The organism is Saccharopolyspora hirsuta (assembly GCF_008630535.1).
GTDB lineage: Bacteria > Actinomycetota > Actinomycetes > Mycobacteriales > Pseudonocardiaceae > Saccharopolyspora > Saccharopolyspora hirsuta.
Map to the genome: position 1 here is coordinate 26,993 of NZ_VWPH01000016.1, position 14,282 is coordinate 41,274.

The window sequence follows — 14,282 nt, forward strand, 5'->3', positions numbered from 1 at the left end:
GCATCGTGGGCATCCTCACCCGACGCGCACGCTCCGCCGCGAAGCGCGAACTCCCTGTCAGCACGCGGCCCGCGCGCCACCGCCGAACCACGGGCGGACCGGCGATCCCACTCCGTGGGACGCTCGCCCGGATCGTCCGACCGGCTGATCACCGCGCCGAACCCGGACTGCGAGCACAGCGAGTTCCTAGACTGGGCTGCTCTCCGATCTCCGCTCCGCACGTGCCGTGTCGAAGGAGTGCACCGTGCCCGAGGCAGCGAAGCAGGACCTCTCCGCCCGCGGGACGCCGCGCCGCCTGCGCGGCTCCGAGCTGCGGTTCGTCGGGATGCCGATCGGCGGTGTCGGCTGCGGCCAGCTCTACCTCGGGGGTGACGGGCGGCTGTGGCTGTGGGACGTCGACAACCGGACCGCACCGGCCAACATCAACGATCTGCACTTCACCCGCCCGCCGTACCCGAGCTCGCCGTTCCAGCACGGGTTCGCGGTGCGCGTCGACGACGGGGACGCCAGGTGGCTGGACGCACGCGGCTTCCCGGACGTGACCTTCACCGGCCGCCCGCCGCTGGCCGAGGTCGACTACCCGGACCCACGGGTGGGAATCCGGCTGCGCGCCTGGTCCCCGTTCGTCCCGACCGAGATCGAGGACAGCTCCTACCCCGCGGTGTTCCTGGACTACGCGGTCGAGAGCACCGCTGAGTCCACAGTGGAGGTCGAAATCGCCGGGTTCCTGGAGAACCCGGTGTGCGTGGGCAGTCGGCACGCCCGGCCGCTGCGGCTGAACGCTGCCGAGTTCGCCGTCGACGGCGCGGCGGGCGTGCAGTTCGCGGCTGCCGAGGGCAGCGCCGAGAACCCGATGCGGCCCGATCTGCTGCTCGAGGACTGGGAGAAGCCCGATTACGCGGGCTGGGAGGTGACCGGGAACGCCTTCGGCTCCGGTCCGGTCCGCACCCTCGACCGCCCGGCTTATCAGGGCGAGGCGGGGGCGTTCGGGATGCGGATGGTCGACTCGCACGCGAGCGCTCCGGGGGACGACCCCGGCACGCGCGACGGCGCCACCGGGAGGCTGCGCAGCGCGCCCTTCCGGATCGAGCGGAACTACCTGCGGTTCCGGGTGAGCGGCGGCAAATACCCGGGCACCTGCTGCCTCAACGTCGTGGTGGGCGGCGAGGTCGTCGGCTCGGCCACCGGATCGGTCAGCGACCGGCTCGCCGACCGGGTGCTCCACCTGGGGCCGTGGCAGGGCGAGGAGGCCGTGATCGAGATCGTCGACGACGAGACCGGGCCGTGGGGGCACATCGGCGTTGACCAGCTCGTGCTCACCGACCACGCCCCGCAGCAGCCCCCGCTGGCGGAGCTGCCCGACCACGGCACCGCCGCGCTGGCGGCCCTCAGCGGTGACCAGATCCGCACCTGCCCGGCCGCGACGTCCTGGAGCTCACCGACGGACGTGCTCGATCCCGCGCCGGGCCTTCCCGAAGTGGACGGGATCGCGCAGCGCAGCGCGGGCGTCGTGAGCTCGAAGGTGGTGCTGCGGCCGGGCGAGCGAAGGACCATCCGGTTCGCGCTGGCGTGGTTCTTCCCCGTGCCGGACCGGGAAGGCCTGGCCTTCCTGGAGCACAGCCGCGCGCTGCTCCGGCACTACGCGAACCGGTTCGACGACGCGAAAGGGGTCGTGGCGCACCTCGCCAGCGCGCAGGAGCACCTGCTGGACCGGACGTCGACCTGGGTCCGCACCTGGTACGAGGACTCGACGCTGCCGCACTGGCTGCTGGAGCGGGTCGCCACCAACACGACCACTCTCTCCACCTCGACCTGCTACCGGTTCGCCGACGGCCGCTTCTACGGCTGGGAAGGCGCTTACTGCTGCGCGGGCACCTGCACGCACGTCTGGCACTACGCCCACGCTCTCGCGCGGCTGTTCCCCGCCGTGGAGCGCGACACCCGCGAGCGCGTGGACCTCGGCATCGGTTTCCACCCCGCGACCGGGCAGCTGAGCATGCGCGGCGAGGCCGACCGGAGCCCCGCGGTGGACGGCCAGGCCGGGACGATCCTGCGGATCTACCGCGAGCACCAGATGTCGGCGGATCCCGGTTGGCTGCACCGGGTCTGGCCGCGCACCCGGCACGCGGTCGAGTACCTGATCGGCTCGGACGCCGAACCGGACGGGGTGCTCGACGGACCCCAGCCCAACACCCAGGACGCCACCTGGTTCGGCCGCAACAGCTGGCTCTCCGGCCTGTACCTGGCCGCGCTGCGAGCAGCCGCCGCGATGGCGGACGAGGTCGGCGACGACGGTTTCGCGCGACGCTGCCGCGCGCTGGCCGATCGCGGGGCCGAGATCATCGTGCGGGATCTGTTCAACGGCGAGTACTTCGTCCACGAACGCGATCCAGCGCACCCCGGTTCGGTCAACACCAACCGCGGCTGCTTCGCGGACCAGCTGCTCGGCCAGAGCTGGGCAGCGCAGCTCGGGCTGCCGCGCGTCCTGCCAGTAGCCGAGACCCGGTCCGCGCTGCGGAGCATCTGGCGGCACAACTTCGTGCCGCGACCGCTGGAGTACCGGGAGCGCAGCCCGATCGAGGGCGGCCGGATCTTCTACGACGCCGACGTCCCGGCGCTGGTCATGTGCACCTGGCCACGAGGAGGCGGCGACGAGGCGGGCGACAACTGGTCGGTGAGCTACTTCAACGAGGCCTGGCACGGCATCGAGTACCAGGTCGCCGCGTACCTGATCGCCGAGGGCATGCTCGACGAGGGGCTGGCGATCGCCCGCTCGGTGCACGACCGCTACGCCCCGCTGCGCCGCAACCCGTACAACGAGATCGAGTGCAGCGACCACTACGCGCGTTCCATGGCGAGCTTCGGCGTGTACACGAGCCTGCTGGGCTACGAGCACCACGGCCCGCGCGGCCACCTGGGGTTCGCCCCGAAGATCACGCCGCAGAACTTCGCGGCGGCCTTCACAACGGCCGAGGGCTGGGGCCTCTACCGGCAGAAGCGCACGAACGACGAGCGGTCCAGCACGATCGAACTCCGCCACGGCCGCCTGCGCCTGAGAACCCTCGCCCTCGACACCCCCAGCACCGAACCGCACGCATGGCTCGACGGCGCGGAGATCCCGGTGCGCGCGGACAACGCCGAACGCCCCCTGATCGCTTTCCCCCAGCAACTCACGATCACCGCAGGTCAAACGCTCCAGCTCCGGCTCTGAGGGCACCAGCGATGCGCCAACGAGACTCGGCATCGGAGTTCTCCCACTTCGTCCCCCGCCAGAGCATCGACGATCAGCGCGATGTCGTTCCGCTCGGCCATCTTCGAAAGCACCGCAAAGCCCGGGAGCCCGTACCTGTACCGAATTCGGCTTGCGCTGCGCGGCATGATCGTCGGCATGGAGATCGACTACCGCTGGCGCGGGGACGTGTCCGACGACGAGCTGGTCGAGCTGACCTCGTCGCACGGCGGGAATCCGGAATCCGGTTGGTGGGAGCGGGTTCGGCCGCACAGCCTCGGTTGGGTGACCGGTCGGCTCGGCGGGGCGCTGGTCGGGTTCGCCAACGTCGCGTGGGACGGTGGGGACCACGCCTTCCTGCTCGATCCGAAGGTCCGGCCGGAGCAGCAGCGCGGCGGGATCGGGACCGAGCTGGTGCGGCGGGCCGCCGAGGGCGCTGCCCGGGCCGGGTGCACCTGGCTGCACGTGGACTTCGAGCCGCACCTGCGCGGTTTCTACTTCGACGCCTGCGGTTTCCGCCCGACCGATGCCGGGCTCATCGCGCTGCGCTGAGCCTCACCTGGCGAGGAACTCGGTGAGCAGCGCGGTCAGCTGCGCCGGGTTGTCCTCCTGGACGAGGTGGCCGCCCTGCTCGATCCAGGCCAGCTCGGCGTGCGGGATGCGCTCGGCGAGCTGCTGCGCGCGCTCGGTCGGCAGCCACTGGTCCTGGTCGCCCCACGCGATGAGCACCGGGCAGTCGAGTTCGGCGTACCGGTCCTCGACCTCCCGGGTGTAGCGCTCGTCGGCCTGGGCGATCTGGCGGTAGAAGGCCGGTTGCCCGGCTTCCCCGAGCCACGGCGCGACGAGCTCGTCCAGCACGTCGTCGCGCAGTTGGCGGTGGGCTGCGGTGGTGATGTAGCGGCGGACCAGGGCTTCGTGCAGCAGCGGCGGCAGGGCGGCGAAGACCTCGGAGTGGGCGTTGACCTGCCGGAAGAACTCCGATCCCCACGGCCGCACGCTCACCGCGTCGACCAGCACCAGCTTCCGGTAGCGGACCCCGCTGAGCAGCGCTGTCCGCAGCGCCACCGCCCCGCCGAAGTCGTGGGCGACCACCGACGGCTCCCGCAGGCCCCAGTGCTGCAGCAGCTCGGCGAACACCTCCTGCTGAGCGGCCAGCGACACGTCCTGGCCCTCGCGCTTCTCCGACCGCCCGTAGCCCGGCATGTCCCAGACGAACACCTGGTACCGGCTGCTCAGCGCGGTGGCGATGTCCCGCCAGACGTAGGAGGAGAACGGCGTGCCGTGCATCAGCACCACCGGATCCCCCTGCCCGGAGCTCGCCCAGCGAACCGTCCCGTGCGCCGACTCGAACCGCTCCGGCAGCTCCCAACCCATCACGCACCTCCGTTACCGGCTATCTCCCTATGCCAGTAACGTTACCGTCTCTGTCAAGAAGCCGGTAACCTGGACGCATGGCATACGACCGCCCACCCGCGCCGGACCAGCTGCAGCCTGTCGAGGCGTTCGGCAACTCCGCGCGGTTCCTGCACGACGAGGACGCGCTGGTGGACCTCGCGGACGCCCGGACCTGGCTGCGCGAGCACGACCACCCGGACGTGGCCGACGAGCTGGACGAACCGGCGCGGCAAGAGCTGGTCCAGGCGCGCGAGGCGATCCGCGAGCACCTCGCCGGAGCGGGCTCCGAACGGCTCAACGACTACGCGCGCCGCCTGCTCGGGACACCGCAGTGGCAGGACGGGCGGATCGTGATCCCGGCCGGCGGGAGCACCGCGGCGGAGCGGATGATCGGCGAGCTGGTGGTCGCGCTGGTGGTGGCGGACCTGAGCGGGAAGCCCGGACGGCTCAAGGTCTGCCAGGCCGAGGACTGCCGCTGGCTCTACTACGACCGCTCCCCCGGCAACAACAGCATCTGGTGCAGCATGGACATCTGCGGAGCCCGCCACAAGATGCGCGCCTACCGCGCACGCCGCAAGGACGCCTGAGGCTGGACCTGGGGATCGGTGGTGATTCCGGGGTGGGGTTGGTGGGGAGTGGTGCCGTTGGCTTCGGGGCTGGGTTCGGGTTCAAAGCGGTGGGGGTCGGGTTGGGCGTGTTGCAATTTCAATCGAAATTGCGTCGTTCTCGACGGAACCTCCAGTGGCGACGTGGGCAATTTCAATCGAAATTGCAGTCGTCACCACCCCTCCGACGGAGGTGATAGCGATCTACGGGCGGAGCGAGCGTCACGATCGCGCCGCCCGAGCACTGGTGGTGACTGCAGAGATTTCTCTCGAAATCGGCTGCGGTGCCAACCGTAGCCCTCGATGCCAACGGTGCCGATTTCGTGAGAAATCGCGCCCGGCCGGCAACGTCACCACAAGGTGGATCCGCCTCCGCAGAGAACCGAGGCTCCTAAGGTCAAGTCTCGATCACCACCCCACCGCATCCTTCGGCACGTCAGGGTGACCGGTTCCTACCGCCAAAGCACAAGCCCCGCCACCGTCCGACCAAAGGACCTGCCCCAAACCTCCTCCACGCCACCCGACCCGCGCCCTCCAACACATCGGACCCGCCGAAGGCGGTGATACCGCTCGGGGTCAGACGACCGCTTCTTCGGCGTCTTCCGGGGTGGTTTCGTCCCGGACCGGGAGGGTTTCGAACGCCGCTGGGGGTTCCTGCCAGTGCGTCGCCGATGCTCCCCGCTGGATCGCCTGCCAGACCCGCTCCGGTGTCGTCGGCATGTCGATGTGGCGGACTCCGAGGTGTTTCAGCGCGTCCACCACCGCGTTCTGGACCGCCGGGGTTGAGCCGACGGTTGCCGATTCGCCGATTCCCTTGGCGCCCAGCGGGTTCAGCGGGCTCGGGGTTTCCGTGTTGGTCACCTCGAACGACGGGAGGTCCGCCGCCGACGGGATCGTGTAGTCGGCGAGGGTGCCCGTCTCCGGGTTGCCCTCCGCGTCGAAGGTGACCTGCTCCCAGAGCGCTTGGGCGATTCCCTGGGCCGCACCGCCGTGCTGCTGGCCTCGGACCAGGAGCGGGTTGATGATGCGGCCGCAGTCGTCCACCGCGATGTGGCGCAGCGGGCGGACGAAGCCGGTCTCCACGTCCACCTCGACCACCGAGACGTGCGCGCCGAACGGGAACGTCGCACCGCCGGGGGCGAAGTCGACGTTCGCCGCCAGGCGGTCGCCGTTCTCGGCCGCCGCTCGGGCCAGTTCCGGCCAGGCGATGGTCGCGCTGGGCACCCCGGCCACGCCGAGTTCGCCGCCGTCGGTCAGCTCGATGTCGTCGACGGAGGCTTCCAGCCGGGCCGCGGCCAGCTCCTTCGCCTTGCGCAGCACCAGGTCTCCGGCTTCCTGCACCGCGCTCCCGGCGATCTGCAGCGACCGGGACCCGCCGGTGCCGCCCCCGCGCGGGACCTCGGCGGTGTCGGACTGGACGAACTCGACGGACTCCAGCGGGATGCCCAGCGAGTCGGAGACGATCATGGCGAACGAGGTCGCGTGGCCCTGGCCGTGCGCGGAGGTGCCGACCTTGATCCGGGCACCGTGCTCGTGCACCTCGACCTCGGCGTACTCGCCCGCGCCACCACCGGTGATCTCCACGTAGGCGCTCGTCCCGATGCCGAGCAGGACCTTCTCCCCCGCTTCGATGCGGCGGGCCTGCTCGGCGCGCAGCGCTTCATAGTCAGCCAGGCGCAGGGCTTCGTCGAACGGCAGCGCGTAGTCGCCGCTGTCGTAGGTGGCGCCGAGCAGCGTCTTGTGCGGGAACGACTCCGGGACGAGGAAGTTCTTGCGCCGCAACGCGGCCGGGTCGATGTCGAGCTCGGCGGCCGCGAGGTCCATCATCCGCTCCAGCATCGCGGCGGCCTCCGGCCGTCCCGCGCCGCGGAACGCGCCCACCGGGGTCGTGTTGGTCAGCGCCGCCACCCCGTCGTAGCTGATCTTCGGGATGCGGTAGACGCCCTGCGCCATCATCCGCGTCGAGCTCAGCGCAAGGGCACCGCCGAAACCGGCGTAGGCGCCGCAGTCGCCGATCACGCGGCAGCGCAGGCCGGTGATGGTGCCGTCGCGCCGCAGGCCCAGCTCCGCGAACTGCACCTGAGCGCGGCCGTGCGGCATGCCCTGCATGTTCTCCGAGCGGGTCTCCACCCACCGGACCGGGCGGCCCAGGCGCAGCGCGAGCGCGACGGCGACCGCGTGCTCGGACACCGCCCCGGCCTTGCCGCCGAAACCACCGCCGACGTGCGGGGAGATCACCCGCACCCGCTCCGGTTCCCAGCCGAAGGCCTTGGCCAGCCCGTCGCGCAGCCCGTGCGGCATCTGCGTGGAGACGTGCACGGTGACGTCGTAGTCCTGCTCCGGGCCGCCGGGCTGCACCGCGATCGCGTTGCCCTCCAGCGGCACCACCGCGACGCGCTGGTTCTCGATGCGGGCGCGCACCACCACCTCGGCGTCGGCGAGCACGTCAGCACCGGCCGGGTCGCGGAACCCGCCGGCGATGTTCGACCCGAGCTCCGGGAACTGCTGCTCGGCGGCCGGGTCCAGCGCCTGCTCCGGGTCGGCGACGACGGGCAGCGGCTCGTAGTCGACGTCGACCAGTTCGATCGCGTCGGCCACCGCTGCGGCGCTCTCGCCCACGATCACCGCGACGGGCTCGCCGACGAACCGCACCCGGTCGGTGGCCAGCGGGGGACGCGCGCACCGCGGGTTGAACTCCGCGAACGGGGGTGGGATGGGGACGTCCAGGTCGGCCGCGGCGAAGGCGCCGACCACGCCGGGCGCGGCGGCGGCCGCCGCGACGTCGACCCCGCTGATCAGGGCGTGCGCCATCGGCGAGCGGACGAACCCGATGTGCAGGACGCCCTCGATGTCCAGGTTGCCCACGTACGTGCCCCGGCCGCGGAGCAGTTCCGGGTCCTCGACCCGTTGGACCTCGGTCCCCAGCAATGAACCCACCATGTGCCGAACTCTATCCCCCGCGCAGCGGCGAAGCAGCGACGTTTCCACCACCGGGCGGATCACGGCCGGGGCGTCCCACCAGCCGATAAAATGGCCGCACCCGGCGCGGATCCGACGAAGGCAGTGGTGAGGCAGTGGCGACGCCGTCCAGCAAGTTGTACCGGCACCAGAAGCCGCTGCGCGACATCGTCGGCGAGCACATCCGCAACGGGATCTACGACGGGACGCTGGTGCCCGGCACCCGGCTCGTCGAGCGCGACCTCGCCGAGCAGTACTCGGTTTCGCGGCTGCCGGTCCGCGAGGCCCTGCGCATCCTGCAGAACGAAGGGCTGGTCGAGCACCTGCCCACCCGGGGCCTCGTCGTGCGCGAGCTCGACCGGCGCCACGTGGGCGAGCTGTTCGACATCCGCGAGATGCTGGAGCTCCTGGCCGCCCGGCAGGCGGCCGAACGCGTCGCGGCAGGCGCCGAGAACCCGCTGCCCGCGACGATGCGGGCGGTGCGCGAAGCGATCGCCGCCGGTGACGCCCCGGCCGCGCACGCGGCGAACTCCCGGCTGCACGACGAGATCACCGAGCTCTCCGGCAACGAACTGCTGGCCAAGATGCTCGAACCGCTCATGGGGCAGGTCGGCTGGCTGCGCCGCAAGATCGAGGACTTCCCGCTGATCCGCGCCGAGCACGAGGAGCTGTGCGAGGCGATCTCCTCCGGCGACCCGGACCGGGCCGCCGCGGCGGCGAGCAGCCACGTGCGCGCCTCCCGGCAGCGCACCCTGGAGTTCCTCTTCGGCGGCTGAGCCCCGCTGCGTCAGCCCAGCTCGGCGGCCGCCGGACGGCCGGCCACCAGGTCGAGGACCATCCGGCTGGCGCTGGGCAGCGGCTCGACGATCTCGACGAAGCCGAGCTCGGCGAGCTGGCGGGCGGTCCGGCTCAGCGGCCCGCCCGCGACGATGACCGCCTCCGCACCGTCGGCCACGCACGCCCGCGCCGCTTCGGCCAGCTCCGCGTACTGCTGTTCCGGGCGAGCGGCCAGTTCCAGCGGGTCCGTGCTGGTCAGGCGCACACCGGTGAAGGTCTCGGCGCTGCCGTGCGCGCGGACGAGCCCGGTGAGCGAGTCGACCAGCAGCGGGGTGCTGGTGGCCATGCCGAACCGCCGTCCTCGGGCTGCCGCGGCGAGGATCGACGCCTGCCCGATCCCGACGACCGGCACGTCCAGCGCGGCGGCCAGCTCCGCGCGGCCGGGGTCGCCGATCGCCCCCACGATCACCGCGCCGACCCGGTCGCCGGTCGGACCGGCGAGGTGGCGTCGCACCGCGTCCACGACGTGCCCGGCGGCTTCGGCGAGAGCGCCCGGCTCGACGATCATCGAGGGGCCTCGCGCGACGGTGATCCCCTCCACCGCGAGACCGGCCGGTGCCAGGTGCCGCTGGGCGAGATCGACCATCATGGCGGTCGTTTCGCGGTTGGTGTTGGGGTTGACCACGACGACCGTCGGGGCGTCGGTGTGCGGCAACGGGACCGTCCTCTCTAGGCGTGACTGCTGGTGGTCGGCGAACGGCGGCCCGGGCGGGGAGTGCCGGGCCGCCGTTGCGGGGTCACGGTTCCAGGCCGAGCAGCTTCTCCGGGTTCCCCTTGACCAACACGTGGATCTCCTCCGGCGTGAACTCCAGGTCCAGCAGCGTGCTGATCAGCGTGCGCATCCCCTCCAGCGGCGTCGGCCCGGAGCGGATGCCGTAGTCGGTGCCGAGCACGAAGTGCTCGATGCCGATCTCGCGGATCTGCCGCGCCCACGGCACGACCCCGCTGAACTCCGGGGAGTTCGCGATCCCGGCGATCTCATCGGCCCACTCGCGCTCCACGTAGTAGTTCGTCCGCGGCAGACCGCGGTGGAACATCCAGTCGGACACCGCTCCTTCCAGCAGCACTCCCCGGCTCGCCAGCTCCTTCTGCTGCTCGGTGGTCATGCGCCCGCGGCACGGGTGCGCCACGACGATCTTCCGGACACCGGCCTCGACGGCGAGGTCGACCAGGCGGAACGCTTCGGCCACCGACACGTGCCCGGTGTTGAGGTGCACGTCCGGGCGTTCGGCGATGAGCTGCAGGATCTCGGCGAGGTCGTCCGGGACCGGGCCCTCCAGCGGGATCCGGATGGACTTCGCCAGCTCCTGCTCGGCGAACTTCGGGTACTGGTCCTTGAACGGGACCGGTTCGCCGTTTACGTAACTGCCCTCGTGGCTGGCCATGAAGTGCGTGCAGTGCGCGCCGAAGTGCACGAACTTGGCACCCGCGCCGTAGTGCAGCGCGGTCTTGACCGCCCGCGGGTTCAGCCCGCCGAGTGCCGTGGTCAGGATGATCCCGCCGAAGATCTCGATGCCGGGGACCTGGCGGCTGGTGAGCAGCGCCGTCCCGCTGCTCACCCCCAGCGTGTGGTCGTAGAACACCAGCGAGCGCATCCCGGCGGCCTTCGCCTGCTCGGCGATCTGGAACGGGTCCAGGCGTCCCGGGCACGACTTCAGCCAGGGCCCGCTGTGCACGTGCACGTCGCTGGTGCCGCGGACCAGTTCGTCCGGCAGTTCCATCGACCTGTTCTGGAAGGTCTCTCCGGCGATCGTCATCTGCTTCCTTCCCTGTCGCATCGATCGGTTCTAGGCGTTGAGCGGCTCGGTCTTCGGCGCACCGACCGCCGAGTCCTTCTTGATGAAGGCGAGGATCAGCAGCACCGCGATGAACTCGACTCCCGCGATGACGTACAGGCCCAGCGAGTAACCGCCCGCTGCGTCCTTGACGGAGCCGAGGAACTGCGGTGCCGCGTAACCCGCCAGGTTCGCGATCGAGTTGATGAGCGCGACGCCCGCGGCGAGCGCCGTGCCGGACATGAATTGCGGTGGCAGGCTCCAGAAGACCGGGATCGCGCCCATCGTCCCGGCGGCCGAGACGGCCAGCGCGACGATCACGCCGATGCCGCTGCCGAGCTCCAGCGCGATGGCGGCCAGGACCAGCCCGAGGGCGCCCGCTCCCGCGGCGCACGCCGTGTGCCAGCGGGCTTCGGCCATGCGGTCGGACAGCCAGCCGTTGACGATCATCCCGAGCCACCCGAGGACGAAGATCCCCGACATGATCCACCCGAGGGTGGAGAAGTCGACGGTGAGCGTGGCCTCCACGAGGCTGGGCCCGTAGAAGGACAGCGTGGCGTTGCCGGTGATGATGCAGAACAACGTCAGGACGAGGATCCACACCGTTCGGGTGCGCAGCGCCGCGGAGAACTTGTGCTCGCGTCCGCTCAGGTCGGCGGATTCGCTGGCCAGCTCGTGGGCGACGTGCTCGCGCTCCACCGGGCTGAGCCACTTGGCGTTGTCCGGCTTGTCGGTCATCAGGAACACCGCGAGGACGCCGAGCGCGATCGACGGCAGGCCCTCGATGATGAACAGCCACTGCCAGTCCGCAATGCCCAGCACCCCGTCGGTGCAGGTCATGATGTAACCGGCCAGCGGGCTGCCCACCAGCATCGCCAGCGGCGACGCGGACATGAAGATGGCGACGGCCTTGGCCCGCCGGTGCGCCGGCAGCCAGAACGTCAGGTACAGGATGAGCCCGGGGTGCAGCCCGGCCTCGAACGCGCCTTGCAGGAACCGCAGGACGTAGAAGTGCCACGGCTCGGTGATGAAGGCCATGAGCACGGTCGCCGCGCCCCAGCCCAGCGCGATGCGCATGATCGTCTTGGGGGCGCCGATCTTCTGCAGCAGCAGGTTGCTCGGCACCTCGAAGAAGAAGTAGCCCAGGAAGAAGATGCCCGCGCCGGCGCCGTAGACGGCGTCGCTCCACTGCAGGTCGTCGAGCGTCGTCAGCTTCGCGAACCCGACGTTCGCCCGGTCGATCCAGGCGATGACGTACACCAGCGTCGCGAACGGGACGATGCGCAGGACGACGCGCCGGAACGTCCGGTCGCGCTCCTCGACGGTCGATGTCGTCGTCAACGGCGCAGAATCAGGGTGGACCATCGTTGCTCCAATGTCCTGCGGTGCGGTGAAGGGGCCTCGACGAGGGCTTCGCTGCCTCGTCCGGCGTGACGGCGCGTGAACCTCGGACGCCGCTGCGATGTGCTTCCAGCGCGCTGATCGGATGAACGGGCGACACCTTTTGGGATCCCGAGCAACGTGCCGCCACTGCGAGCCACGCGTCAACAGTCGGGATCCCAAGTTCACGCTCACCGCTCGATGCGGATCCGGTCCCCCAGCATTGCGTCCACATCGGACAGGGTCAGCGGCGGCGGCAGCTGCCAGCACGGCCGCACCCGGCTCAGCTCGCGGTGCGCGCGGACCAGACCGGCGAAATCCCTCGGGAACGCGCGCGGATCCACCCCGAGCAGCTCCCCGCAGATCCCGGCGCGGTCCACCAGCTGCTGCCAGTCGTCGATGCCCGCCAGCCCGATCGACTCGGTGCCGTGCGAGAAGAGCATCAGCCGGATCTCCTCGAAGTCCCGGGTGTCGAGGAAGTCGCGCAGGGCTCGGTGCGATCCCTCGGTGTTGAACGCCATCCAGAACGGCACCGACCCGGTGCGCAGGGCCCACCAGGGCTCCAGCAGCAGGAACGACTCCACCAGCAGCCGGTCGACGGGCAGACCGCGCTGCACGTACCAGGTGCGGTGCAGGTCGGCGACCACCGGGCTCAACCGCTCGGGGTGGTCGAACCGCATGCGCCGCAACGAGAACCGGTGCTGGTGCGCGGCCTCGCGCAGGTCGGTCAGCAGCTCCGGTTCGAAGCCCCACTCTGCTTCCGGGGCCTGCTCGTCGGGTTCCGGCGGGCGCCAGGTGCTGCGGCGAGCTCCGTAGCGGTGCAGCAGGTCGGCCACCCGCGGACCGCCGGAGTGGTACTCGGCCGCGGACGCGCCGCCCAGCGCACCGAACTGGAACACGTGCCGCGGCCCGACCCGGGTCACCGGCCACGGCAGGTCGCACTCGACCGTCACCACCGCACCACCGGCGGTCAGGTGGTCGCGCAGGAACCGGCGGTAGGCCTCCGGCAACCGCCGCCACTTGACGCGGAAGTACGACATCCCGGCGATCATCAGCCGGTCCTGGTTGGGGTCGTGCATGTGGTGCAGCACCAGGTCGGGGTTGGCCGCCAGCAGCCGCGCGGCCGGTGCCTTCCCGGCTTCCAGCTCGCCCCGCGGATCGTCCCGGTCCACCCCGCGCCGCCGCACTGGGACCAGCAGGGTCTGCGGCAGCCACGGCGCGCCCAGCGCCGCCGCCAGGTGCACGAGGGCACCGTTGGAGGAACCGATGAACACCACGGGGTACCGGCGCTTCGGGTAGTGGTCGACGATCCAGGCGGCGAGCCGGTCGGAGTCGACCTCGTCCAGGCGGCCGGGCGGCAGCGCCTCGCTCACCCCGCTGATCGCGTAGAGCCGGTCCGCCCAGCGCGCGGGCAACCGGTTGACTCCCGCCAGCGCGGCTCCGAGCACCGGTTCGAGCGCTCTCGGCGCTTGGCCGATCGCGGGGATGTCCTGCCCGGCGAGGAAGCGCGACAGCGCCCGGAGCATCCCGGTCGCCGAGTCGAAGGAAGCGGCTGCGCGTGCTGGTCGCACTTGTCCACCTCGCCGTGCGTGGGGTCGTGAGTGCGCAACAGTTGCGCACTCACGACCTAGTGCCTGGGGACCATGCGGCGCGGGCGGGTCGGCCGGGGTACCGACTCCAGCCCGCAGAGGATCACGAAGCCCACCACCGCGAGTCCGGCGTGCAGGAAGTTCTCCGCCGGGCCGAGCAGGAAGGGCGTTCGTCCACTGTCGAGCGTGCTCTCCGCGGTGCCGTAGACGAAGAGCATCAGTCCGCCGACCATCTGCACCGTCGCGCACAGAACCGCGGTGCGACGCCACGGGGCCGCCAGCACCTCGACCGCGCCGAAGGCGAGCAGCAGCAGGCTGTGCGCGGTGTTGAGCTGGAAGACGACGAGCACCGCGACGTCACCGGACGCCCGCCAGCCGCCGTTGGCCAGCCCCAGCAGGCCGAGCACGACCAGCAGCAGACCTTGCGCGGCGAGCAGCAGCTGCCAGCCCGCCGTCGGCGACCACCGTCGAGGATCCATCGGCACCTCCGGAGCGCGGGGTCGTGCTCCCGAGA

The 14,282-nt window shown here is 71.2% G+C and carries 11 protein-coding genes; 4 read left to right on the plus strand and 7 right to left on the minus strand.

Annotated features, from left to right (window positions below):
• The first annotated feature begins 244 nt into the window (after positions 1-244).
• Positions 245-3,211 carry a GH116 family glycosyl hydrolase gene (locus tag F1721_RS29075; RefSeq protein ID WP_150070013.1) on the plus strand — a complete coding sequence of 989 codons (2,967 nt, stop codon included), beginning with the start codon at positions 245-247 and terminating at the stop codon, positions 3,209-3,211.
• A gap of 81 nt (positions 3,212-3,292) precedes the next feature.
• Positions 3,293-3,781, plus strand: coding sequence for a GNAT family N-acetyltransferase (locus F1721_RS29080; protein WP_342782952.1), 489 nt, complete (start codon positions 3,293-3,295; stop codon positions 3,779-3,781).
• Positions 3,782-3,784: 3 nt separating this feature from the next.
• On the opposite strand, the gene F1721_RS29085 is transcribed toward F1721_RS29080, so the two are convergent.
• On the minus strand, positions 3,785-4,603 hold the full coding sequence (locus F1721_RS29085; RefSeq protein ID WP_150070014.1) for an alpha/beta fold hydrolase: 819 nt from the start codon (positions 4,601-4,603) through the stop codon (positions 3,785-3,787).
• A gap of 77 nt (positions 4,604-4,680) precedes the next feature.
• Between F1721_RS29085 and F1721_RS29090 the strand changes: the two genes are divergently transcribed.
• Positions 4,681-5,211: a CGNR zinc finger domain-containing protein gene (locus tag F1721_RS29090; protein ID WP_150070015.1), complete on the plus strand. Its 531-nt coding sequence runs from the start codon at positions 4,681-4,683 to the stop codon at positions 5,209-5,211.
• Between the two features lie 594 nt (positions 5,212-5,805).
• Here the strand turns inward: F1721_RS29090 and F1721_RS29095 are convergent.
• Positions 5,806-8,169, minus strand: coding sequence for a xanthine dehydrogenase family protein molybdopterin-binding subunit (locus tag F1721_RS29095; RefSeq protein ID WP_150070016.1), 2,364 nt, complete (start codon positions 8,167-8,169; stop codon positions 5,806-5,808).
• Positions 8,170-8,303: 134 nt separating this feature from the next.
• Between F1721_RS29095 and F1721_RS29100 the strand changes: the two genes are divergently transcribed.
• Entirely contained in the window at positions 8,304-8,963 is a 660-nt protein-coding gene (locus tag F1721_RS29100; protein WP_150070017.1) for a GntR family transcriptional regulator, read from the plus strand.
• A gap of 11 nt (positions 8,964-8,974) precedes the next feature.
• On the opposite strand, the gene F1721_RS29105 is transcribed toward F1721_RS29100, so the two are convergent.
• The 5 genes from F1721_RS29105 to F1721_RS29125 all read right to left on the minus strand — a co-directional run bounded on the left by F1721_RS29105 (position 8,975) and on the right by F1721_RS29125 (position 14,247).
• Complete coding sequence (locus F1721_RS29105) at positions 8,975-9,679, minus strand: aspartate/glutamate racemase family protein (RefSeq protein ID WP_150070018.1); 705 nt, start codon at positions 9,677-9,679, stop codon at positions 8,975-8,977.
• An 82-nt stretch (positions 9,680-9,761) separates the two neighbouring features.
• Complete coding sequence (locus F1721_RS29110) at positions 9,762-10,781, minus strand: DUF6282 family protein (protein ID WP_150070019.1); 1,020 nt, start codon at positions 10,779-10,781, stop codon at positions 9,762-9,764.
• A gap of 30 nt (positions 10,782-10,811) precedes the next feature.
• On the minus strand, positions 10,812-12,140 hold the full coding sequence (locus F1721_RS29115; protein ID WP_211840681.1) for an MFS transporter: 1,329 nt from the start codon (positions 12,138-12,140) through the stop codon (positions 10,812-10,814).
• 230 nt (positions 12,141-12,370) lie between these two features.
• Complete coding sequence (locus F1721_RS29120) at positions 12,371-13,750, minus strand: hypothetical protein (protein ID WP_150070021.1); 1,380 nt, start codon at positions 13,748-13,750, stop codon at positions 12,371-12,373.
• 56 nt (positions 13,751-13,806) lie between these two features.
• Positions 13,807-14,247, minus strand: coding sequence for a DUF4383 domain-containing protein (locus F1721_RS29125; protein ID WP_170301647.1), 441 nt, complete (start codon positions 14,245-14,247; stop codon positions 13,807-13,809).
• Positions 14,248-14,282: the final 35 nt, after the last annotated feature.

Excerpts from the sequence above, each read along its gene's own strand:
- F1721_RS29080 (WP_342782952.1), top strand. The coding sequence starts at position 3,293 with ATGTCGTTCCGCTCGGCCATCTTCGAAAGCACCGCAAAGCCCGGGAGC.
- F1721_RS29095 (WP_150070016.1), bottom strand. The coding sequence starts at position 8,169 with ATGGTGGGTTCATTGCTGGGGACCGAGGTCCAACGGGTCGAGGACCCG.
- F1721_RS29085 (WP_150070014.1), bottom strand. The coding sequence starts at position 4,603 with ATGGGTTGGGAGCTGCCGGAGCGGTTCGAGTCGGCGCACGGGACGGTT.
- F1721_RS29125 (WP_170301647.1), bottom strand. The coding sequence starts at position 14,247 with ATGGATCCTCGACGGTGGTCGCCGACGGCGGGCTGGCAGCTGCTGCTC.
- F1721_RS29110 (WP_150070019.1), bottom strand. The coding sequence starts at position 10,781 with ATGACGATCGCCGGAGAGACCTTCCAGAACAGGTCGATGGAACTGCCG.
- F1721_RS29090 (WP_150070015.1), top strand. The coding sequence starts at position 4,681 with ATGGCATACGACCGCCCACCCGCGCCGGACCAGCTGCAGCCTGTCGAG.